The sequence below is a fragment of the Myxococcus hansupus genome (assembly GCF_000280925.3).
In the GTDB taxonomy this organism is placed as follows: Bacteria; Myxococcota; Myxococcia; order Myxococcales; family Myxococcaceae; genus Myxococcus; species Myxococcus hansupus.
Window position 1 is genome coordinate 9,003,330 of sequence record NZ_CP012109.1, and the last position, 22,980, is coordinate 9,026,309.

At 70.2% G+C, this 22,980-nt stretch carries 13 protein-coding genes; 5 read left to right on the plus strand and 8 right to left on the minus strand.

The annotated features are described in order from the left end of the window. Positions 1-8 precede the first annotated feature (8 nt). Both A176_RS35520 and A176_RS35525 read right to left on the minus strand, forming a co-directional pair. Complete coding sequence (locus A176_RS35520) at positions 9-692, minus strand: outer membrane protein (RefSeq protein WP_002633989.1); 684 nt, start codon at positions 690-692, stop codon at positions 9-11. A 110-nt stretch (positions 693-802) separates the two neighbouring features. Further along, the gene (locus A176_RS35525; RefSeq protein WP_044890016.1) at positions 803-2,539 is read right to left on the minus strand and encodes a S8 family serine peptidase; all 1,737 of its coding nucleotides are present in this window, start codon (positions 2,537-2,539) and stop codon (positions 803-805) included. Positions 2,540-2,907: 368 nt separating this feature from the next. On the opposite strand from A176_RS35525, the gene A176_RS35530 reads away from it, so the two are divergent. After that, entirely contained in the window at positions 2,908-5,205 is a 2,298-nt protein-coding gene (locus A176_RS35530) for a serine/threonine protein kinase (RefSeq protein ID WP_044889963.1), read from the plus strand. A 19-nt stretch (positions 5,206-5,224) separates the two neighbouring features. Here A176_RS35530 and A176_RS35535 read toward each other — a convergent pair whose 3' ends face one another. Next, positions 5,225-5,896, minus strand: a complete 672-nt coding sequence (locus A176_RS35535; RefSeq protein WP_002633980.1) for a hypothetical protein — start codon at positions 5,894-5,896, stop codon at positions 5,225-5,227. 410 nt (positions 5,897-6,306) lie between these two features. On the opposite strand from A176_RS35535, the gene A176_RS35540 reads away from it, so the two are divergent. Further along, positions 6,307-10,542, plus strand: a complete 4,236-nt coding sequence (locus tag A176_RS35540) for a two-component regulator propeller domain-containing protein (protein ID WP_002633975.1) — start codon at positions 6,307-6,309, stop codon at positions 10,540-10,542. Positions 10,543-10,550: 8 nt separating this feature from the next. Here A176_RS35540 and A176_RS35545 read toward each other — a convergent pair whose 3' ends face one another. After that, positions 10,551-11,525: a PDR/VanB family oxidoreductase gene (locus tag A176_RS35545; RefSeq protein WP_002633974.1), complete on the minus strand. Its 975-nt coding sequence runs from the start codon at positions 11,523-11,525 to the stop codon at positions 10,551-10,553. A gap of 360 nt (positions 11,526-11,885) precedes the next feature. Between A176_RS35545 and A176_RS35550 the strand changes: the two genes are divergently transcribed. Continuing rightward, the gene (locus tag A176_RS35550; RefSeq protein WP_002633972.1) at positions 11,886-12,521 is read left to right on the plus strand and encodes a hemerythrin domain-containing protein; all 636 of its coding nucleotides are present in this window, start codon (positions 11,886-11,888) and stop codon (positions 12,519-12,521) included. Between the two features lie 162 nt (positions 12,522-12,683). Then, positions 12,684-13,436 (plus strand): SIMPL domain-containing protein, encoded by a 753-nt coding sequence (locus A176_RS35555; RefSeq protein WP_002633970.1) that lies wholly within the window; start codon positions 12,684-12,686, stop codon positions 13,434-13,436. A 25-nt stretch (positions 13,437-13,461) separates the two neighbouring features. On the opposite strand, the gene A176_RS35560 is transcribed toward A176_RS35555, so the two are convergent. Then, on the minus strand, positions 13,462-15,396 hold the full coding sequence (locus A176_RS35560; RefSeq protein ID WP_082282891.1) for a hybrid sensor histidine kinase/response regulator: 1,935 nt from the start codon (positions 15,394-15,396) through the stop codon (positions 13,462-13,464). Between the two features lie 305 nt (positions 15,397-15,701). Between A176_RS35560 and A176_RS35565 the strand changes: the two genes are divergently transcribed. Next, positions 15,702-16,223 (plus strand): hypothetical protein, encoded by a 522-nt coding sequence (locus A176_RS35565; RefSeq protein WP_044889960.1) that lies wholly within the window; start codon positions 15,702-15,704, stop codon positions 16,221-16,223. Between the two features lie 5 nt (positions 16,224-16,228). Here the strand turns inward: A176_RS35565 and A176_RS35570 are convergent, their stop codons facing one another. From A176_RS35570 to A176_RS35580, 3 genes are all read right to left on the minus strand, one after another. Then, positions 16,229-19,252, minus strand: a complete 3,024-nt coding sequence (locus A176_RS35570; protein ID WP_002633966.1) for a putative Ig domain-containing protein — start codon at positions 19,250-19,252, stop codon at positions 16,229-16,231. Positions 19,253-19,412: 160 nt separating this feature from the next. Continuing rightward, a complete protein-coding gene (locus A176_RS35575) occupies positions 19,413-21,395 on the minus strand; it encodes an Ig-like domain-containing domain (protein ID WP_002633965.1) in 1,983 nt (660 codons plus the stop codon). Between the two features lie 121 nt (positions 21,396-21,516). Continuing rightward, positions 21,517-22,935, minus strand: a complete 1,419-nt coding sequence (locus tag A176_RS35580) for an IgA Peptidase M64 (RefSeq protein ID WP_002633964.1) — start codon at positions 22,933-22,935, stop codon at positions 21,517-21,519. Between the last annotated feature and the right edge of the window lie 45 nt (positions 22,936-22,980).

A 22,980-nucleotide genomic window follows, 5' to 3' on the forward strand; every position in this document is an offset into this window, starting at 1 on the left:
GGTCCTCTTCAATAGGTGCCGCCCAGCGAGAGCACCGCCGCGTAGCGGCCATCCAGCGCGCCCGGCTCACGCCCACCGGGGGCGAAGTCCTGGTCGAAGAGGAAGTTGTAGTTCACCCGCGCGTCGGCGGTGATGAGCTGGCCCACCTGGTAGCGCAGGCCCACGCCCGCCGGGACGTAGCCGCTGGTGTCGTCCGAGAAGCCGCGCAGCGCGCCTCGGGCATCATTGCGGACGTTGTAGCGGTCCACGCCGATGCCCGCGAGCACGTAGGGCTGGAGCCGGGTGTCGGTGAGGTTGCCCACGACGACGGCCTGGCCGGCGTTGCGCACGATGTCCGGCCCACCCCGGGTGTCTTCCAGCAGGCCCACGCGGTCGTCGATGTCGCTCAGGCCGCCGCTGTAGCCCAGCTCCAGTGCGACGAACGGATGGGGCCGGTAGCCCACGGCGACGCCGTAGGAGAAGCCGGGGGTGACCTCCGGGGCGAGCTGTCCGGTGTAGCCCTCCAGTCCGCCGCCGAGCTGCGCGTAGATGCCAGTGTCGGCCCGCGGCTGCTCCCGGTCCCGGTCCCGGACCGCCACGGCCTCTGGAGAGCGCAGGTCCGGTTCTTCGTAGGGGCGGTCATCCATCTGGGCCAGCGCCGCGCCACCCCAGAGCGCCGCCGTGCACAGCGCGCCACGTCCGAGTGCCTTCATGACGGACTCCTTTGTTCGCGTCCGAAAGGCAACGTGGTCCGCGCGGGAGGGCCTGGCAATCAGGCCCACGCGGGCCGTGAGGCACCTGGTGGGGCTGGACTTCCCTCCCTTCAGGGCATGGCGGCGAGCGTCTCCAGCGCGAGCCGCGCCTGCACCAGGCCGTGGCCGTAGTCCTCGTCGTAGCCCGCGGGCCCCAGGTCCTTCGCGGAGGACAGCAGCGCGTGCTTCACCTGGTCGGGCGTGGCGGCGGGGTAGGCGCTGAAGAGCAGCGCGGCCACGCCACTGACGTACGGCGTGGCCATGGAGGTGCCGGACATATACGTGTAGTCCGCCCGCACCATGCTGACGCGCGCCAGCTCCCCCAGCATCCGGTTCAGGACGGTGCCTCCCGCCTGGGTGATGGTGACGGCGGGCACCCACTGCCCGCGCCTGGGCATGGAGAGGATGTCCACGCCTCCCTCCGGGCGCGCGTTGCCGAAGATGACGGCGCGCGCGCCCTGCTTCATCACGTTGACCATGGCGAAGTCCGTGGGGACCTTGCCGTGGCGGACATAGGCGATGAACCCGCTGCACGTGCTGCCCTTGCAGGAGTCCAGCGAGTCGCCAAAGCCGCAGTCCACCAGCTTGCCCCATCGGTTCTCGATGGGGCCGTACAGCAGCGAGCGCGACGTGGGCTGCGTGCCCTGCACGTCCACGGTGGAGAAGGCCCCCTGGCCGCGCGGGAAGGTGGAGAGCACGTCCACGCCCGGTGCCATCAGCGCCAGCCCGCGCCCGCCCGAGGAGAAGTTGGCGCGGCGGTCGTAGGCGTCCAGGGCCCCCACCGCCAGCACGTTCGGATCCGACGCGGGGTAGTCCACCGCCTGGACCGCGTAGTTGCCCGATGCGGCCACCACCAACATGCCCTGTGCGCGCGCGGCCTCGAACACCTCGAGCGTCGTCTTGGTGGCGACGCCGCCGCCCAGGGACAGCGAGACGACCTTGGCGCCTTGTTCGGCGCAGTACTCCACCGCCGCCAGCACGAAGCTCATGTGCGTGCTGCCGTAGAGGTCCAACACGCGCGCGATGACGAGCTCCGCGCCGGGTGCCACGCCCATCAGTCCCGTGGGCTGCAGCGCCGGGGTGCCCTGACCGCCGTGGCCCGGCCGCGCGGCGATGATGCCGGCCACGTGCGTGCCATGGCCGGTGCCCCACCCGTGGCTGCCGCTGAAGTCGGACGGCGTGTCGTCGTCATCCAGCAGGTCGCGTCCGGCCACCACCGCGTCCATCAGCTCCGGATGTTCCAGGTCCAGCCCGCTGTCGATGACACACACGCGCACGCCCGCGCCCGTGGGGCGGCCCGGGTCCGGCAGGCCATCGCCGTCCAGGTCCCACACCTCGTTCGCCTGGACCTTGCGCAGCCCGGCGGTGAGCTCGTTCGGGTTCGCGCCGCGCGTCAGCGCCGTCAGGAGGGTGGGCGCGGGCGCCGTGGCGGCCGCGAGGGCGTGCCAGGTCTGGTCCAGCTCGATGCTCTCCACCAGCGGGTCTTCCGCCAGCAACGCCCGCTGCTCCTGGAGGGACATCCGCGCCGCCACCGCGGGGGTGGTGCGGAAGGTGGCCGTCACCTGGCCGCCCACCTGCTCCACGCGCCCCTGGGCCCGAACGCCCATGTTCCGGTAGCGGATGATGACCCGCTGCCGGCCGTCCTCCTCCATTTGGAGGGGCGCGCCGACCTGCCGGGTGCTCACGGGCTCCGACAGGGCGCCCGCGATGACGTTGGGGCACACACGACTTTGGGCTCCCTTGTCGGAGGCGTCGTCCGGCCCACATGCCACGAGCGCCAACAGCCCCATGAGTCCCCACCGCTTCATGAGCCGCTCCTTCTCGAACGGCGTCCGGCCGAGGTACCGGGCGCGCACTCCCAGGGAACGCACTTCCTGAAAGCGTGGCATCGGACTGGGGGGCGGCCCTCTGCCTGGGGTGCGCCGGTTCACATCGCGTGTGTTGGGCGCAGGAACCTGCCCGGGAGCGGGCTTGCCTTCACGCACGCACCCGGCGTCCCCCTCGCTCCTGGACACCCACCCTGCCCGACGGGTGCGCGGCGGGCGCACGGGCGGACGCCTTTCGGACCGGTGGGGTGGGGGAGTTTGCGTTCGAGGCCTTGGCGGTGTCCGTGGGAAGGAAGTCGTCCACTGCTTGATTCCGTCCGCTTTCGAGTGCTTCGCTGCCGCCAGACGCCATGAGTACCGACCCCACAGAGTCCTCTCGCTTCCTCGGACGCTACGAGCTCGTCCATCCCCTGGGTCAGGGAGGGATGGGTGAGGTGTACCTGGCGAAGATCAGCGGCGCGGCCGGCTTCGAGAAGCCGTGCATCGTGAAGACCATCCTGCCGGCCCTCCTGAAGGACCGGCAGTTCCTGGACCGCTTCCACCATGAGGCCAAGGTGCTGGTGCACCTGGTGCACTCGTCCATCGCCCAGGTCTACGACATGGGGGAGGCGGACGGGACGTACTTCATGGCGCTGGAATACGTGGCCGGCGTGGACCTGGCCTACCTGCTGGAGCAGGCGCGCGCGCAGGGCGTGGCGGTGCCGGTGCCGGTGGCGCTGTTCATTGGCCAGCGCATCGCGGAGGGCCTGGGCTACGCGCACCGCAAGGCGGGGCCGGATGGCTCGCCGCTGGGCATCGTCCACCGCGACGTGTCGCCGCACAACGTCATGGTGTCCTACGAGGGCGAGGTGAAGGTCATCGACTTCGGCCTCGCCAAGTCCGCGGCGCGCAGCAAGTACACGCTGCCGGCCACGGTGATGGGGAAGCTCGGCTACATGTCGCCCGAACAGGTGCGCGCCGAGCCCCTGGACCACCGCAGCGACATCTACTCCAGCGGTGTCGTGGTGTGGGAGATGCTGGCCGGCCGGTCCCTCATTCCCCACGGCACGGTGGGGGAGATGATGGCGGCCATGTCGAATCCGGTGGTGCCTTCGTTGAAGGAGCTCCGCTCGGACGTCGAGGCCTCGTTGGATGCCGTCGTGGCGCGCGCGCTCGATGCGCGTCCGGACGGGCGCTACACGCGGTCGGATGAGCTGGCGCGCGCGCTCAACACGGAGCTGGTGCGCTCGGGCGCGGAGATGGGCGCGGAGGAAGTGGGGCACTTCGTGCGCGGCTTGTGCCCGGAGGCGTTCGATGCCCAGCGCAGGCTCATCTCCAAGGTGTCCTCGGGCTCCAACATCCGCCGCACCCCCACGCCGGCCGGATATGGCACGGGGCCGCAGCCGGTGAGCGCCTTCGAGCACACGGTGATGCGCGGCCCGGAGACGCAGCCGCGTCTCGTCTCCGGCGGCGTCGCCCGGCCGGGCGCCGTCTACGCGGATGAAGCGGATGACCTGGGCACGGGCGCCACGGCGGTGCGGCCGTCCTTGGACTCCACCCCCACCGTGATGGTGTCCGGGATCACGATGTCGTCCGCGTCCGCGGTGGAGCGTGAGCCTGTTGACGGGGCCTCCGGCCTGGACACGGCGACGTCCCGCAAGCGGCCGATGGGGCTGTATGCGGCCATCGCCGTGCTGCTCGTGATTGCCACCGCCGCGACCACCGCGTTGGTGGTCCAGACGCCCGCGGGCCCGGAGCCGGTCGCCAGTGCCACGGGGAAGGATGCTCCGTCAGTGGAGCCCGCGGTCGGGATGCTGGGCCAAACGGCGCAGGCGCCCGCGCAGGCTGTCGGCGTGGGCATCGACGCCGGCGAGGCGGGGAACGCCGTGGCCGAGGTGACGCCCGACAAGGTGGCGGCGATCACCCCTGACGTCGACGCGCCGGAGAAGGTCGCGCCGGACAAGTCGAGGACGCCTCGCGCGCAGCCGGTGAAGGCGCCGGTGAAGAAGCCGGTGGCCGTCACGCCGGCCGTGGTCTACGTGACGCCCGCGAAGGTCGCCCCCATCAAGAAGCTCAACGGCAAGCCGTACGTCGACAGGGTCCTGGGCCGGGCCTTCGCTCCTGGCGAGGAGGTTGACGTGCTGGGGCCGCTGAAGAGCGGCAAGCACGAGGTCCTGGGCCGGGCCCGGGTGACGCGCGGCGGGCGCGCTGGACTGCGGCCGATGCGGGCGTTCCTGGAGCTGGATGACCGCGCGCTCGAGGCCACGGGGGCGCTCTTCGTGGCGGTTCCGGATTTCGGGCCGGCCGCCGCCGAGGCCAAGGCCGATGAAGAGACCTCCGCCGCGTCACCTCCCTCCGCCACGTCGCAGGTCGACGCCGGCGTGACGGTGGCGCCTCCCGCGAAACGCACCCTGCGAGGCCATGTGAGCGAGCAGGGCGGCGTGGGGGGATTCCTGGCCCCCGGGGTGGAGGTCCAGAATCACGAGCGGATCGACTGGACCGACTGCAACGTGGTGAAGGACATCCGCAGCGTGGCGTGGCTGGGCGTGGTGAAGGCCGGGGATCGCAAGTCGGCCAGCCGTTTCCGGATCGACTCGGACTTCGACGTGGGCTCCGGCTACCTGGGCGTCTTCTGCAATGAAGGCGAGCTGCGCGTGAAGCTGCGCTGACGCCTGGCCCCGCTCGCGCTCACGGCTTCAGCCGCGCGCCCGCGACGGGGCAGTCCGCCACCAGCTTCTGGACGTCCGGGTCCTCGCCCCGGGCGTTGCGCACCGCGCGGTCCAGCGACGTGCGGCACTGCCACGTCACCTCACGCGTGCCGTGGCAGCAGTGCCAGCCCGTCAGGGTGCGTCCCAGGTACTGGAGCATCTCCGCCCGGGTGGGCGTGACGAGCAGCCACACCGCGCTGGCCAGCACCGCGAGCCAGGGCAGTTGGAGCGCCACGCCCTTGAGGCGGGGGCCCACGCCCGCGTCCACGGGCTCCGCGTGCAGGCCCAGCAGCGAATCCAGCGGCCTGCGGAGCAGCACGCCATTGAGCAGCAGGTCCAGCGGCGTGGTGAGGCCCCGGGCCAGGCCGCGGAGCAGCCCGGGCCGGTGCTCCGCGCGCACCAGCTTCACGCCCGCCACCTGCCGCCAGAACGTCCGGCCCGTCACGCCGCCCACGGCGGAGGTGAGGAGCCACGTCAGGACCATGGACAGGAGCATCGATGCGGGCGTGCGGTCCAACTCCAGGGCTCGCAGCGCGGCCCACCCCACGAGGACGGACGTCCCCAGGTCCAAGACATCCGCCACCCACAGGTGCCACTGGTACCGCGACTCCGTGGCCACCTGGTCCGTCGAAAACAACGACCCGTCGCTCATCCACCCTCTTTTCGGCGCGCGGAGCATAGACCGGACGGGTGGCCGTGCGCCTCATGGCTCCGCCGGCTTCGACCGGGGGACACCCCGGGTGTCTCATTCCCGCAGTGGCGCGCTGGAGGAGCGCCTCGCATCTTCATCTCTGCGCGACGCGTCGGAGACCTCCGCCACCACCGGGGTCTCCTCGCCGGACGCGCAATGGCCAAGGCCATGAAGGAGCCGGGAGTGCGGTCCCCGGTTCCACAGGTGGTGGCGGACGCGGCGGCAGCGGCGGGGGGAAGTCGGGGGGTTGTATTGGGTGAGGAGGCCGGTCCCCCGCCGCTGTCGCCAAGACCGTTCACTGAACGTTCCACTCTGAGTGGATTGGCCCGCGTGTGGCCTCGCGGCCGTTTCTGCCGGACACTGCGGTCGACATGCGCACTCCGGGGCAACGGGCCCGCGCTTCGTGGCGGGGGTTCATCGGCTGGTTCTTCCTCGCGGGACTCGTCCTGGCGACGCCGGGCATGGCCTTGGACCCCCAACGCCGCGTCTCGCAGTACAGCCAGGACGTGTGGCGCAGCGACGAAGGGCTCCCGCAGAACAGCCTGCTGTCCATGGTGCAGACGCGCGACGGCTACCTCTGGGTGGGCACGTGGGAGGGGCTCGCGCGCTTCGACGGCGCGCGCTTCACCGTCTTCGACAAGCGCAACACGCCGGAGCTGCGCAACCACACCATCAAGGCGTTGGTGGAGGACGCGTCCGGCACGTTGTGGGTGGGCACGGACCAGGGGTTGGTGGCCTACCGTCAGGGCCGCTTCGAGCGTTCTCCCGGCGCCGCCGCGGCGCTGGAGGGCGCGCGGGTGGAGACGCTGGTGGCGGGCGATGGCGTGCTCTGGGTGGGCACGACCACTGGCCTCTGGCAGGTGCCACGGGGCGAGGGCGTGGCACGTCAGTACACCGTCGCGGATGGACTGCCGGCCGCTCGCATCACCGCGCTGACCCGGGGCGAGCGCACGGCGCTCTGGGTGGGGACGCCCGAGGGCCTGGTCCGGCTGGTGGACGGCAGCGTGGTGCCAGCGCCTTTTCCGTTTCCAGGCCCGGATCCCCGGCCGCACGTGACGGCGCTGCGCCGTGACGCGATGGGCGTGCTCTGGGTGGGCTCGCAAGAAGGGCTCTACGCCTGGAATGGCGTGGTGGCCCGGCGCTACACGCCCGACGAGGGCCTGCCGTCCCTCTCCGTCAACGCGCTGTACGCGGATGGCGACGGCAACCTCTGGGTGGGCACGCAGCGCGGGGGCCTGACGCGGCACAACGCGAAGGGCTTCAGCGAGCCCGTGCCCGGCATGAAGTGGATGGCCGAGTCGGCCGTGTTGTCGCTGCTGGAGGACCGGAACGGCCACCTCTGGGTGGGCACGTATTCGGGCCTGATGCGCCTTCGCGACGGACCCTTCGCCACGTACGGCATCCCGGAGGGCCTGGCCGACGAGATGGTGAGCGCGGTGCTGGAGGACCGGCACGGCACGTTGTGGCTGGGCACCACCAGCGGCCTGTTCCGGTACACGGGCGGCGCCTTCGTCCACGTGGGCGCCGAGCAGGGGCTCCCGGAGAGCGTCATCCCCGCGCTGCACGAGTCGCCCGACGGGACGCTGTGGGTGGGCACCCTGACGGGCGCTTACCGGTATGACGGCCAGCGCTTCACGCGGGTGTCGCGCGCGCAGGGACTGCCGCATGACGTGGTGACCGCCATTCTGGTCGACTCACGGGGCGACACGTGGCTGGGCACGCAGGCCGGGCTGGCGCGGCTGCGTGGGAGCGAGGTGACCGTCTACGGCGCGAAGCAGGGCTTCAGCGACCCCATCATCGTCATGGTGGAGGACGTCCAGGGCCGGGTGTGGTTCGGCTCGGACACGGGGCTGATGCGGTGGGACGGCGAGCAGAAGGGCTTCCAGCGCTTCACGCAGAAGGACGGCCTGCCCGGGGACCTGGTCCTGGCGCTGCTCGCGGATCCGGACGGCACGGTGTGGGTGGGCACGGAGACGGGCCTGGGCCGCTGGCGTGATGGCACCTGGGTGCGCTTCACCGTCGCCCAGGGCCTGTACGACGACGCGGTGTTCAGCCTGGTGCCGGATGGGGACGGCTCGCTGTGGATGAGCAGCAACAAGGGCGTGTCCCGCGTCGCCCGCAGGGATTTGGAGGCGGTGGCGGCGGGTGAGCGTCCGCGCCTGACGACGCTGGATTTCGACACGCGCGACGGCATGCGCAGCGCGGAGTGCAACGGCAACACGCAGCCTTCGGCGTGGCGAGGCCAGGACGGGCGGCTGTGGTTCACCAACCTCCGGGGCGCCATCGCGGTGGACCCGGTGCGCGTGCACGCGAGCCGTCAGCCGCCCGAGGTGCGGATTGAAGAGGTGCGCGTGCAGGGCAAGCCGGTGTCGGTGGAGGGCCCGGTGGAGCTGGAGCCCGGCGCGTCCCGGTTGGAGATTCGCTTCACGGCCTTCACGGCGGTGGACGCGGCGCGCCTGCCTTTCCGCTACCGGCTCGCGGGCCACGACGATACGTGGGTCCACGCGGAGGCCCGGCGCGCGCTGTACAACGGGCTGCGGCCAGGCAGTTACCGCTTCGAGGTCCAGGCGAAGGGCCGCGACGGCGGTTGGACGGAGCCCGTGTCGCTGGACGTCCTGCTGGAGCCGAAGCTGTGGCAGCGCACGGGCTTCTGGCTGCTGTGCGTGCTGGGTGTGAGCATGCTGGCCGTCAGCGTGTACCTGCTGCGCGTGGGGCAGTTGAAGGACCGGGAGCGGTGGCTCGCCGAGCGCGTGCAGGACCGCACGCAGGCGCTGGCGCGGGCCAACGCGGAGCTGGAGGCGAACATGCGCACGCTCCGGCAGGCCCAGGCGCAGCTTGTCCAGACGGGACGGCTGGCGGCGGTGGGCCAGTTGGCGGCGGGCGTGGGGCATGAAATCAACAACCCGCTGGCCTACATCGTGTCCAACCTGGAGCACGCGAGCGATGAGGCCGACGCGCTCGCGCGGGAGCTGTCGGGCACGCGGGATGTGGGCACGCGGTTGAAGGACGTGAACCAGGCGCTTCGCGAGGCGCTGCTCGGCGCGGAGCGGGTGCGGCGCATCGTGCAGGACCTGAAGATGTTCTCCCGGCCGGACGAGGAGCATCAGGGGCCGGTGGCGTTGCACGCGGTGCTGGACTCGGCGGTGAAGATCGCCATGGGCGAGCTGCGCCCGCGCGCGAAGCTGGTGCGGGACTATGGCGACGTGCCCCACGTGGAGGGGAACGAGGCCCGTCTGGCGCAGGTGTTCCTCAACCTGCTCATCAACGCGGCCCAGGCGCTGCCAGAGGGACAGGCGGAGGCGAACGAGGTGCGGCTCGTCACGCGCACCAACCCGGAGGGCCGCGTGGTGGCGGAGGTGCGGGACACCGGCAGCGGGATTGCGCCCGAGTTGCTCGGTCGCATCTTCGACCCCTTCTACACGACGAAGCCCGTGGGCGTGGGCACGGGCCTGGGCCTGTCGCTGTGCCACGCCTACCTGACGGCCATGGGCGGCACCATCGCGGTGGAGAGCGAGGCCGGGAAGGGCTCGGTGTTCCGCGTGACGCTGCGGGCCGCGTCCGTGGCAGCCGGTGCGCCGCTGTTGGAGGCGGGGCGGTCAGCGGTCGAGGTGGCGCGGGGACAGGATGTGTCCACGGCGGAGGCCGGTGTCGCGGCGGAGACTCGAGGTGACGCCGCGGACGCGAAGGCCGAGGCCCGGCACGTGTCCGATTCGGGGGCCGTCCCTGTTCCTGTCCGTGAAGCAGGCCACGGCGCTGACGCAGGCTCCCCTGCGCGAGAAGAGGTTTCAGGCGCCACGCACGACGCCGTTGCGGCTGCGGCCGTGTCGGCCGGTGCGCGAGGGCCTGGGACTGCCGCCTTCACGCCCGCGCATCCGGATGGGGCGCCTCGCGCCTCGGAGGCAGTGGCTCCGGGGGAGCGACGAGGAAACGGAGGTCATATGGCCGAGCGAGACTCCGGTACCGAGGACACGGCAGCGCGGTCACAGGAGGCACGGGGCGAGGACGTCCCTGTGAGTCGGGGCGGTTCGGCTTTGGGTTCAAGAGGGACGTCCACCGCCGAGGGTCACGCCACTTCGCCACCCGTTTCGAGCCACACGGGCTCGGGCTCGGACGCGCGGGGTGGCGCCGCTTCGGGACAGGGAACTCGTACGGAGTCTCCCTCCAGCGTGTCAGCCCAGGCGCCCGACGCGGAGTCCTCGCGCGCGGTGCGAGGCCGGGTGCTGGTGGTGGACGACGACGCGCTGGTGAGTGGCGCCATCCGCCGCACGCTGTCCCGGGAGAACGACGTAGAGGTGCTGGTGAGCGCGCGTCAGGCCCTGGAGAAGCTCACCGGGCCGGAGGCGCGCTACGACGTCGTGCTCTGCGATTTGATGATGCCGGAGATGACCGGCATGGACCTGTACGACGCGCTGTCGCAGGTGTCGCCGCGCGCCGCCGAGCGCATCGTCTTCATCACGGGTGGCGCCTTCACCTCCACCGCGCGGCTGTTCCTGGAGCGCGTCGGAAATCCGCGCGTGGAGAAGCCCTTCGACCCGGAGGCGCTGCGTCAGGTCATCCGGACCGAGGTGGCGCGTGCCCGCCGTGAGGCCTCGGGCCGGGCGGCGTGACGGAGCCTTCAGAGGTCCAGCACCAGCTTTTTGGACCGGGCGCGGGACACGCAGACGAGCATGCGCTGGTCTCCCGCGGGCTCCGCCTGGAAGAACGTGTCGCGGTGGTCGACCTGTCCATCGCAGACGCGCGTGACGCAGGTGCCGCAGGTGCCGGCCTCGCAGTCGCTGGGGATGCGCACCCCGTTGCGGCGCAGCACGTTGAGCACCGACTGGCCGGCGGGCACTTGCAGCACCTGGCCCGTGCTGCGGATGGTCACCTCGAAGCCCTGCTCCTCGCGGCCCGTGGCGGCGCTGGTGCCCTCGGCGGTGAAGGACTCGAAGTGCACCTTCTCCCGGGGCCAGCGGTGCAGGGTGGCGGCGTCACGCACGGCCTTCATCAGGCCCGCGGGGCCACAGCAATACAGGCGGGCACCCGGCAGCCGCGTGGCCAGCAGCTCCTTCACGTCGAGCCCCTTGCTGGGGTCGCCTCCGTCGAAGGAGAAGCGCACGCGCTCGGTGAAGGGGGCCTGGGACAGCAACTCCCGGTAGGCGGTGCGTCCGGGCTCGCGGGCGCAGTAGTGCAGGGAGTAGTTCGCGCCCGTGCGTTCGAGCATGCGCGCCATGGACAGCAGCGGGGTGATGCCAATGCCACCGGCCACGAGCATGTAGCTGCGCGCGAACAGCAGGGGGAAGTTGTTGCGAGGCGCGTGGACCTCCAACGCGTCGCCTTCCCTCACGCGTTCGTGCATCGCGGAGGAGCCGCCGCGTCCCTTGGCATCCCGTGAGACGGTGATGACGTAGCGGTGCGTCTCCTCCGGGTCGTTGCAGAGCGAATACGCGCGCAGGAAGTCACCTGGGCCCGGGACGCGGACCTCCAGATGGGCGCCGGCCTCGAAAGCAGGCAGGGCGCCTCCCTCCGCCGCGACCAGTTCGTACGACAGGATGTCCTCGGCCTCGCGTGTGATGCGCGCGACGCGGACACGCAGGATGTCATTGCCCATGGTGCTCCCCCTTCCCCAGTCCCATCAGCGGCGCACCCATCCATCCAGGGTACGGTGGACCGGACATTGGGCCGGGAAACGCCCCCGGGTGATTGCCCGGGAGTCCCGGAGGACGTCGTCCCCGCGTCGCGTGTGGCGCCTCCACGGCGCGTTGAATGGACGCGTCACCGGACACAGGGCCCGTGGCGAGGGCCTCCCGGTCGCCTGCTGGGCGTCCAGGGCACCGAGCCGTCCGCCGTCCGCCCCCGCATCCTCGCGTCACCATCCCCACCATCCACGACATGCCGCGCTGCGCCAGGAATGGACTGGCGCACGAAGCCGGGAACCCGTCGCGGCCCACGAACTCAGGGAGGCGAACCCATGGATGCCATTGCGTTGCTGAAGGCGGACCACAAGACGGTGGAGCAGTTGTTCCGGAAGTTCGAGAAGGCGGGCCCCAACGCGCACAAGCTGAAGCGCCGGCTGGTGGACCAGATGGTCACCGCGCTGTCCGTGCACGCCACCATCGAGGAGCAGGTCTTCTATCCGGCGGTGCGCTCGCGCTCGGAGGCGTTGGGTCCGGAGGTGCTGCGCTCGCTGGAGGAGCACCACGTGGTGAAGTGGGTGCTGGCGGAGCTGGACGGCATGTCGCCCGAGGCTGAGCGCTTCGACGCGAAGGTGCAGGTGCTGATGGAGAACGTGCGAGCCCACGTGCTCCAGGAAGAGAACGAGCTGTTTCCCGCGCTGAAGAAGGTCTTCCGTCCGCAGGAGCTCCGGACGATGGGCGACGTGCTGGAGATGTCGCGCAAGACGGCGCCCACGCGGCCGCATCCGATGGCGCCGGACACGCCGCCGGGCAACCTGGTTGCGGGCGCGGTGTCCGCGGTGATGGACATGGGCCGGGATGCGCTGCGCGCCGCGCGGCGCAAGGCCACCACCAAGGTCCGCTCCGTCGCGGCGCGGGGCCCCCGCCAGGTGATGCGCGACATGACGGGCGCCGAAGCCGCCAGTCCGTGACATTCCGGTGACACGGAAGGCCCGCGCTCCTTTCTCCTCCTGGGAGGAAGGGGCGTTTCGGGCGTGGGTTGGGGCGTGTGAATGTCCCCGGGCGCCATCCGTTCCATGGGGTAAGGACGTCGAAGTCCGACGCCAGCAATGGCTGACCCCCAAGGAGGCACCATGTTTCGAGCCCGCCCTGTTCGTTCCCTGCTGCTGACCGCGATGCTCTTCACGGGCGCGACGGCTTTCGCGCAGCCGCAGCCCGTCTCCACGCAGCAGCGAGCGCAGGCGCCCGCGGGCCTGCGGACGATTCGCGTGGAGGGCACCGGCGAGGTGAAGGCGCAGCCCGACGAGGCCTTCATCGACGTGGCGGTGGAGACGCTGGCGCCCAACGTGAAGGCCGCGGGTGAGCAGAACGCGAAGCGGATGGAGAAGGTGATTGCCGCGTTGACGTCCGCGGGCATCGCCCGGCGCGACATCCAGACGCGCAACTATTCGGTGTACCCGGACTACGCGCCGCCGCTGCCCAACCAGACGGAGCCGAAGCTGCGCGGCTACCGCGTGAGCAACCTGGTCAGCGTCCACGTGAAGGACCTGTCGCGCGTGGGCAGCCTGCTGGACCAGGCGCTGGCGGCGGGGGCCAACCGGGTGGACTCGGTGCGCTTCGGGCTCAGCCGCCAGGAGGCGGTGCAGGGCGAGGCGCTGCGGCAGGCGGTGGCGCGGGCCCGCAAGTCGGCGGAGGTGCTGGCCGCGTCGCTGAACGTGAAGCTGGGCGCGGTGCTCGACGCGAGCACGGTGACGGAGCCCCCGCAGTTCTACCCGGCGCGGCTCGCCATGGCGGAGGCGGCGGATGGCCGCGCGATGTCCACGCCCATCCAGCCCGAGGAGCAGACCGTGCAGGCGAAGGTGACGCTCGTCTTCGGCATCGAGTAGCCCGCCGCGGAAGGGATGCCCCTGCTCAGCCTCGTGTTTCGGGGCGGGCGGGGGCCTGTCGCGGCAGGCTCACGGTGAAGGTGGTGCCTTCTCCCCGCGAGGACCTCACGTCGATGTGTCCCTGGTGCGCGTCGACGATGGCCTTCACGATGAAGAGCCCGAGCCCCACGCTGCGGCTGGTGACGTCCACCGCGTCGGAGCCTCGCTGGAGGGGCTGAAAGAGGCCCTGAAGGCGCTCGGGGGGAATGGGGGGGCCTTCGTTGTGGACCCGCAGCGTCACCGGGTCGCCGTCGCCTTCAATCTCCACCAGGATGGGGGCTCCGGGCTGGCCGTACTTCACGGCATTCATCACCAGGTTCTGCAGCACCTGGGAGAGCCGGTCCGCGTCCCAGGCGCCCCGCCCATCTCCGCGCGTTGTCAGCTCCACGCGCGCGGCGGGGTTGGCCTCCTCCACTTCCTCCAAGGCGGTCCGGCCGAGCGCATGGAGGTCCATGGGCGCGCGCTCGATTCGGATGCCGCCGCCCAGGCGGGCTTGGGTGAAGTCGAGAAGCTCCCGTACCAGGCGCACCGCGCGGGCCGCCGACTCGAGGATTCGGTCCACGGTCCGGATGGCGCTGGGTGCCAGCGCCTCCTTGCGCTTCAGCCGCTCCGCCCCCAGGTGGATGGCGCCCAGGGGGTTGCGCAAATCGTGGCTCACGATGCCGATGAGCTGCTGTTCGAACTCCGCCTGCTCCTGGAGCCTTCGCGCGTGCAGCTCGCGCTCCTGCTCCAGCTTCCTTTCCACCGTGATGTCCTGGAGCAGCGCGACATAGCCCGCCCCGGGCTGCCCTGGCTCGCTGTGCGCGATGAAGGACACCTTCACGTCCCGTTTGCCGCCCAGCCGATAGGGGACGTCGTGTTGCTCGAAGGAGAGGCTCTCGCCCGCGAGCCCGCGCTTCACGAAGGGGCTCATCACGGCATAGGCCGCCTCGCCGATGACATCGCGAATCTTCTGGTCCCGAAGGCCGTCCTGCGAAATCCCGAACCACTCCTCGTAGGCCTTGTTGACGCGGCCATAGCGCTCGTCCGCGTTGACGAACGAGACGAGGACGGGAATCGCGTCGAGCAGCGTGGCCTGTTCCGCCTCACTGGCCCGCAGCCGCGCCGTGAGGGCTTCGTTGCGCTCGCGCACCTGGGTCTGCGCGGTGACGTCGCGGAAGATGAGCACGGCGCCGGAGATGTCGTGAGGGCTCGTGCGAATCGGCGCGATGCTGCCTTCGATGGGGACTTCCGTTCCGTCCTTGCGGAGGAGCAGCGTCGGCCCCGAGAACCCTTGCGCCTCATCGAAAGGGAGGGCGGGTACCCGGGGCACTCGCGTGGTGGCGTCGATGATGCGGCACACCTCCACCGCGGGGTGCTGCCATGCCTCCCGCGTCGTCCATCCGGTGAGCCGCTCGGCCGCGGGGTTGAGCAAGACGACGCGGCCGGCGCGGTCCGCGGTGATGACGGCGTCGCCGATGCTGGCGAGCGTCGTGAACAGGTACGCCTCGCGTTCCTTCAGCCGCTCGCTCTGCGCTCGGATGCGCTGGAGACTGGCCACGCGGGCGAGCAGCTCCGCGTCGTGGTAGGGCTTGGCGATGTGGTCGTTGGCTCCCGCCTGCAACCCTTCCGTGAAGTCAGCGACGGTGCCTGGGTGTGAGAGCACCAGGATGGGGAGGGAGACCTCGTCGTAGTGCTCGCGCACGGCGCGGCAGGCCGCCAGTCCCGAGATGCCCGGCAACTGCCAGTCCAGCAGGAGCACTTCGGGAGGCTGCCTCAGGGAGAGCCGCCCCAGCATCTGCTCTGCGTCGCGGAAGGTCTCGACCGCGTAGTGCCTCGAGAGCAACTCACGGGCGCGCGCCAGGTGTGTCGGGCTGTCATCGACCAGCCAGACGCTGGGCAACGGTGCGCTGTCCAGGGCTGGGCGAGAAGGACGAGTCATGGGGCTCCGCTTCCCTGGGTGAAAATAGGCAGGAACTGGGGGCTCCGCCGGGCTCTCCCGCCAAGGGGGGGCCGCTTGCTCGCATGCTCGGGTCCGCTCACTTCGCGTGCCTGGCCGCGAAGCCGCCTGGGCCGGAGAGGGGCCGGGCAGCACGGCCCTGGGTTGCTTGCTGGGGCATCTCAGGTGCTCGCTTCGCGCGGCCTGGGTTCTCGCCCGCCAGGGCCATCCTCATGTTGAAGAGGCGACACGATGCGCCGGGCTGCGGCCGGGCTGGCAGTGACTTCCACACGCGGAGGCACGTGACGATGAAGGCAACGCGCGGCTGGAAGTGGGTGGGCATCGCGCTGTGTGCGGCGTGGTTCAGTTGCGGCCAGCGGAGCGAGGACCGAAGCCCTCCTTCCGCGAATGAGCGAGAGGGCCGCTCCGACATCCTGCAGGGACTCATGTCCTCGCGTGAGCGTGCACCCGCTGGCGGCGTTGGCTCGGCCGTCCTGCCCACGGAGCCGTTGGGACAGGGAGGGGCAGGCCGGCCAGAGCCTTCGGGCCGGCTTCAGGGGCACGTGTCCTGGGTGGGAGACAACGAGCTGCTCATCAAGGATGCCGACGGCGTGGAGCACGACGTCGGCGTGGATGCCCAGACCCTGCTCTACATGCAGGGAGAACCCGCGAGCGGGCTGCGCGAGTTCCGCGAGGGCGACGAGGTTCGAGTCACGTACGGTGATGGTCCCGGCGGGCTGGTGGCACATCTGGTGGATGGGACGCCTGGGCCCGGCCCGCGCCAGGGCGATGCGCGCCCGGAGGCGTCCTCGTCCGATGGGGCGCGGTGAGCCTGTCAGAAGGCACTGCCGTTCGCGCGGCGCCCTGGGGAGGAGTTCCGCCCGGGCGACACGATGTGGTGATAGGTGAAGCCCGCGTTCGGCGTGAGGTCGGGCGACCGGTTGTAGGAGACGTTGTCGAGGGTCTCCCCATAGAGCATCGTGTCCGCGTACTCGCCACTGGGCGTGAGGAGGGAGACGATGTCGCTGTCGTTGTTGAGCCCCAATCCTCCCGAGGACGCCACCACGGTGTTGGGCGTGCCCGGCGGGAAGCCTCGGGGGCCGCCGTAGACGACGATGACACCACCGGGGCTGAGGGTCGTGCCGGACGCGAACACGTGCCTGACGGTGGCGGCGTCCGTCAGGCTCCAGCCGGACAGGTTCACCGCGGTGTTCCCCGCGTTGTACAGCTCGATGAACTCGTATTGGGTGTCCGGCAGCGTCTGCCCGGGGGGGATGGGCTCGTTGGGAAGGACCTCGTTGATGATGACGCGCGGCACGGGCTGCGGGTCGGTCTCTCCTCCCGAGCCACCCAGGGCATAGCGGCTGATGACGGGATAGTGGTCGCTGACGATGTTCCCGTAGTTGGGGAGCGGAATCGACAAATCCGGCCGCAGGATTTGGACCGAGCCGGACAGGTAGTCCACGGCCATCTCGTTGGACGCGAGCGTGTGGTCGATGACGTCACGGTACGAGACGGTGGTGCGCTCACCCGCGGATGACAGCGGCGCGGTGATGAAGGTGTAGCGCTGCGTGTCCTCGACGAACGCGGCGAAGGGGGTGGGCAGGTACGCGCCGTTGCCTCCGCGGGTGATGGACTGGTCGACGTCGTCGTTCCAATCCCCGATGACGAGCACGCGCTCGGTGGGGAGCTGGTTGTCGAGATAGTCCTTCAACGCCGCGCTCGAGCGTTGCCGCTGGCTGTAGGACGTCTCGTCCGCGAACGCCTTCATGTGGAGGACGATGACGACCAGCGGCGTGTTCACGCCGTGGATGCGCGTCGTGAAGTCCACGCGCAGCGGGGGGCGGCCTCCGAAGTCCGAGTCGTAGGCGGTGAGGATGAGCTGCACGTTCTGGAGGGTGAGGCTGCTGTCGTAGAGGATGCCGGGCTTCTGCTCGCCGTTGCTGTAGTAGGCCGTGCCGTTGGGCACGTAGGCCGTGTCATTGGCGAGAAAGCCGTCGTAGCCAGGGAGCTGGGCCTTGAGCGTGGCGAAGTCCGCCGCGTCCACCATCTCCACCAGTCCCCACACGTTGACGCCCGAGTCGCGGATGATGTCGCGGGCGTGGGCAATCTGGAGGTCGTCGGTCGCCCCGCCCGGCGACGTGGAGTCCGGCGGGCCCTGGTTGGGGGCTCCGAACCACTCGAGGTTCCAGTGGCCCACGGTGAAGGTGCCTCCGCCGCCGCGAATGGTGAGCGTCAGCTCGCGGTAGGACTCCTGCGCGTTGGCGTCCGTCACGACGGCGGTGAGGGCGACTTCCTGCGCGTTCGTGGTGGTGCCGCTGATGACGCCCGAGGTCGAGAGCGTGAGTCCCGGAGGGAGCACGGCCCCCAGGTTGCGCCAGGTCAGCGGCGCCTTGCCCCCGGTGGCCTGGAGCTGGGTGGAGTAGGGGACGTTGATTCGCGCTTCGGGGAGCGAGGTGGTGGTGATGGCCGGGCGTTCGTAGATGGTGAACGCGACCGTGCGCGAGTTTGTGCGGCCGTTCGCGTCGGTGACCACGACTTGCCCCGTGGTGTTCCCGGAGGCGGTGGGTGTGCCCGTCATCGACCCGGCCGGGAAGAGCCGCATTCCGGCGGGCAGCTCGCCGGTGAGCGTGAACGTGTAGGGCGGCTTGCCATCGGTGGCGGAGTACGTGGCGCTGAAGCCCTGGGCGACATAGCCGTCCAACTGCTGGGCGGGGCCCGTCACGGTGGGGGGCCGGTACACGACGATGCTGAGCGACCGCGTCGCGGTGCGAGCGTCGGCATCGGTGACGCGGATGGAGAAGGTGGACGTGCCCACCGAGGAAGGCGTGCCTTCGAGCACCCCGGCGGCGGTGAGGCGGACTCCAGAGGGCAGGGTCCCCGAGGCCATCGCCCATGCGAACGGCGCGCGTCCATTCAGCGCGGAGAGGCTCTGTCGGTAGGGGGTGGCGGTATAGGCATCCGGAGCGCTCTGCGGGCTGATGCCAAGGCCGCCCTCCACGGTGAGGCGGAAGGTCCCAGACGCGGCACGGCCGTTGGCGTCCTGGGCTTCGACCGTGAACGACGTGGTGCTCGCCGCGCTGGGCGTGCCGAGCACGGTGTCCGCTTCCAAGCGGAGCCCCGCGGGCAGGGAGCCCGAGGTGATGCGGAAGGTGAGCGGTGGCCGACCCCCGGTGGCGGTGAGCCTGGCGGAGTAGGCGGCGCTGCTGAGCGCGGGGTCGAGCGTACCGCCGGCGATGGAGGGCAGGGAGAATGCGGAGAGTTCGACGGTGCGCTGGTCCGTGAGGCCGTTGGCGTCCTGGACGCGCACGGTGAGGGAGAAGGTGCCGGAGGTGGTGGGGGTGCCCGAGACAGCGCCTTGAGAGTCGAGGCGCATGCCCGTGGGCAGGGTGCCCTCCACGAGGGTCCACGTCTGCGACCCCACGCCGCCGGAGGCGGGGATGTTCGCCGAGTACGTTTCGCCCAGGTACGCATCGGGGAGCGCTGACGCGGCGATTCGAAGCTCGGTGTGGCGGACCTCGAGCGCGAAGCTGTTGCGAGCGGTATTGCCGCGCGAGTCCCGGACCTCGGCCTCGAACGACGCGGTGCCCGCCGACTGCGGCGTTCCGGTGATTTCGCCCAACGTGGAGAGGCTGAGCCCGGAGGGGAGGGCGCCTTGGACGACCCGCCAGGAGTAGGCCGGCGTGCCACCCGAGGCCGCGAGGTCATTTCGGTATGCCTGCGCGACCGAGGCGAAGGGCAGCGAAGCGGTGGTGATGGCCAGCCTGGGGCCGGTGCCGTCGGAATCAGGAGGTGTGGAGCCAGGACACGCGGTCAGCAGCAGCGCGAGAAGCAGGGGCAGGGCGGGGTGAACGCGCATGAAGACTCCGGCCCGCCAAGGTGTCGGGCCCACGGATGAATTGGGCCGCACTGTAATGTCACTTGGGGTGAAGGCGTCCAGAGGGGGCGGGCGGGCCAATGAAAAGGGCCGCGGCTCCCAAGGAGCCGCGGCCCGGATGCTTCAGAGAGAACCGCTCAGACTACATCGGGTTGGGCACGCCCCACGACGGAGCGCCCACGGCCCAGTCCGCGGCCGTGTTGGTGTCCGTCGCGCTGATGCGGCGGACACTGGGGCTCGTCGCATTCGCACCATTGGAAATGCCCCCCCAGTTCGCGGAGATTTCGGAGGCAGTGGGCGACGAGGTCGCCGTGCAGGGGGCGCCACTGCAGTCCGCGGGGCTCCACTGGCCAGCGGCCTGGATGGCCTGCAGGTAGGTCGGGAACGCGGCCGGCGGCGTTCCCGTCGTCCGGAAAGGCACCGCATCCTGAATCGTCCCCGCGGCGTCCTGCACGAGGATGACGCGGCTGGAGTAGGTGATGTTGGGGGCGGCGGTGCCGTTGCCGGTGGCCTTGAAGTCCCACGCGGTGTCGTAGTGCGCCGCGTTGGTGGCTCGGGGCGCCTCGTCCTTGGACACGGTCTCGGTGATGAACGTGCCAGTCGTTTCGTCCGGATTGAAGTGCACGACGATGATGTCACCTTCCGCGACGTCCACATCCGGGAACCGGGTGAGGATGCCGTTGTTCGCGGTGGCTGAATCCTGAACCAGGATGAGACCCGCCGTGGTCCCGGCGGTGACGACCTGCAGTTCGACCAGGTCCCTCGAGCTGCCTGCGTTCGGCTGCACTTCAGTAAGACGGAGAACCGCACCCGTGCGGAAGCCGCGGAACGCCTGCGTGCTCGCCCCGGCGGCGATGGTGCCACCCGACAGGTCCGTCACCGTGTTCGCAACGGTGACCGAGTAGTTGGTGCCCGGGGTCTGCTCGCTCGTGGTCAGGAAGACCTGCCGGCCCTCAACGCGGGCCGAGGCGACAGTCAGTCCCTCGGTCAGCGTGAACTGCTCTTGCGCGTTGGTGATGCTCGCCGCCGAGATGTTGCGGCTGAAGTTCAGGACAACCTCCGTCAACGACGTCGCCGAAGCCGAGTTGAACGCGGGGGCCGCGCAGTTCGTCAGGGTGAGATCGGCAGCGGTGAACGCGGACGGCTGCGCGTTGCCCGTGAACCGCCAGATCGGGCCCGCGTTCAGCGTGAACGTGCAGCCCGGCTCGATGTCGAGCTCGGCCACGAGCGCCGCGGGGACGCGGAGCCGGAAGGTGGGCGCGCCAGCGGCGATACCCGCAGTGGTGATCTGGAAGCCGGTGTAGCCAGTGCCGATCCCGCCGCTCGTGCCGATCGTGCCCGTCAGGTACGTGAGTTCGGACTCCACGGCGTCGAGGCCGTCGACCAGCGTCGCGGAGGTGTCCGCCGAGCGGTCAACCGCCAGACCGGCCGGGGTCGCCGTCGACAGGTTCCGCACGGGGTGACCCTGGCTGATGACCGTGGTCCCCGTGACGGCGGACGCGATGCGCAGACCATCGGTGGTCGCCTTCGTGGACACGGAGAAGCTGACCCGGTCACCGACCGTCACGAGGCCCAGCGCGGTGGCGTCGGTCACGAAGAGGGCGGGACCCTGCGCCTCGGCCTGGACGAAGAAGCCGACCGGCTCGGAGCTGCCCGCGACAGTGGGCTTGATGAACGTGACGAAAGCACCTTCGATCGCGAGCGCGGGGTCGAGCGCGCCGTCCGCGGCATCCCGGACCGCCTGGATCTGCGTGCTGGTCGTCGCCACCGGCGTGACGAAGGCGGAAGGCTCGCAGGTGCTCGCCTCCACGTTGCAGGTCTCGGTCAGGCCGCAGGTCGCGTTGCTGGTGCAGCCCTCGGTGCCCGCGTCCGGGTCGGTGCCGGCATCCGTCTCCGGGTCGGTGCCAGCATCCGTCTCCGGGTCGGTGCCCGCATCATTGGGGGGCGGGGTGGTGAGGTCGCGCTGCTCGCACGTACCGGAGTTGCAGGTCCAATACTTGCCGGCGGGCGGGGCGCCCTTGTCGCTCCGGCAGTCGAACTGGTCAACGCACTCGTCGCCACATCCCGTGCCCATCGTGACCATCGCGGCCGTGAAGACCGCCGGGAGCCAAAATCGTTTCTGCATTGAGTTCCCCTCCATGGGAAGCAGGTTGCGTCCCCCCTTACACCTGAACTGGAGGGCAATCCATTGTCCAGCCTTGGTGACATCCGCATGTCACACAAGTTGGCACTGGATTTTCAGGGGTTCAGGGCTTGGCCCGAGGTTGCTTGGCGGAAGGCCCGGAATACAGGTCGATGACCTCGGAAATGGCGCTCTGGCACACCGCGCAAAAGGGCACGCGGTCCCGAGTGAACATCACGCAGTCGACCTGTGGCCGGTAGTAGCCCTTCGGCTCGTACATGGCGCCCTCGAAGGCGCCGACCCGGCCTGCATACTTCTGTGAGGAAAGGAACTTTTCCTCCCAGTCGCGCTGGGACATGAACAGGTTGTCCATCTCCGACTCAGGTTTACGCTGTGCACGGATCTGCCCTCGGCGCTTCTGCACATCATTGGAGTGCTTTTCGTAGCCGGGCTTGTCCCAGGGAGTGGGCAGTGGTGTCCCAGGGGAGACGAGATGCTTCCACTTCACGTGCTCAGGGGAGTGGAGGGCCGTGACGTTCTTCTCCCACGGCTCCTGTCGGTCCGCGGCGGGCGCGTAGACGGATTCGGACGTGTAGTACTCGTCGGCCAGTCCGGCGAAGTGGTGGCCGAACTCGTGGACGAAGACGTACGGCGCCCACAGGCTCTCCGCGGCCACCGTGCCGTAGAGGCCGAAGATGCCTCCTCCGCCGTACGTGTTGCCGTTGACCAGGATCTCCACGAACTCATACGGCGCGAACGCAGCCGTTTCACGGAAAGCCTTGTTGTCGAAGGTGAGGACGTAGCGCTCGCTGCCGAAGGCGTCATAGGTCGCGCCGATGGGCGAGCGCCGGTGGATGCCCGTCGAAGGACGGGAGATGCCGGACTGCGCCGCGGCGGGCACGAGACCCCACACATTGAAGTCCGACTTGCGCTCCTTGAAAGGAGCGTAGGTGAAGAGGATGTCCACCATGCGCCGGGCGTCCTTCTCGAACTTGGCGTGCTCGGCCTGGGTGTAGCCGTCACCGAGGATGAGCAGGTCCACCTTCTGTTCCGGAGGGCCGTTCTCCAGCAGCTTCAACAGGCGCCCAGGCGCGGGAGGTGACGAGGGGTCGACGAACATGCCCTTCGGATCCACGACCAGCGACCACACTTCTCGAAAGGCGTTCTGGGCATCCCGCTTCTTGAGGAGGACCTGAACCGGGCGGTCTGGAGTGGGGAACCGCAGTGATTCGTGGAAGGTGCGGTTGCTGCTGCGCGCCTCGTTCGTGACTTCCCACTCGCCATAGATGGAGGCGAAGCCGCGCGAGAAGAGGAGCCGGTTGTTGTCCCGGTCCCGGACCTCGAAGAGGTACTTGCCGAGGTTCGTCTCGTCGATGGCGCGTTCCGGGTGGCCGGGCCACGGCAGCGGTTCGATGACGACCTTGTCGAGACTGAAGCGCTCCTCGGTGGCGTTGCCGGTGTGGAAGTAGTCGACCCGAAGGGTTCGCGGCGACGCCGCGGAGGCGCTGGTGGCCAGCAGCAGGACGAAAAGGGCTCGCATCATGACCGGCACTCTACGCGCCCAATCGGGCGACGGCGCGCACTCCGC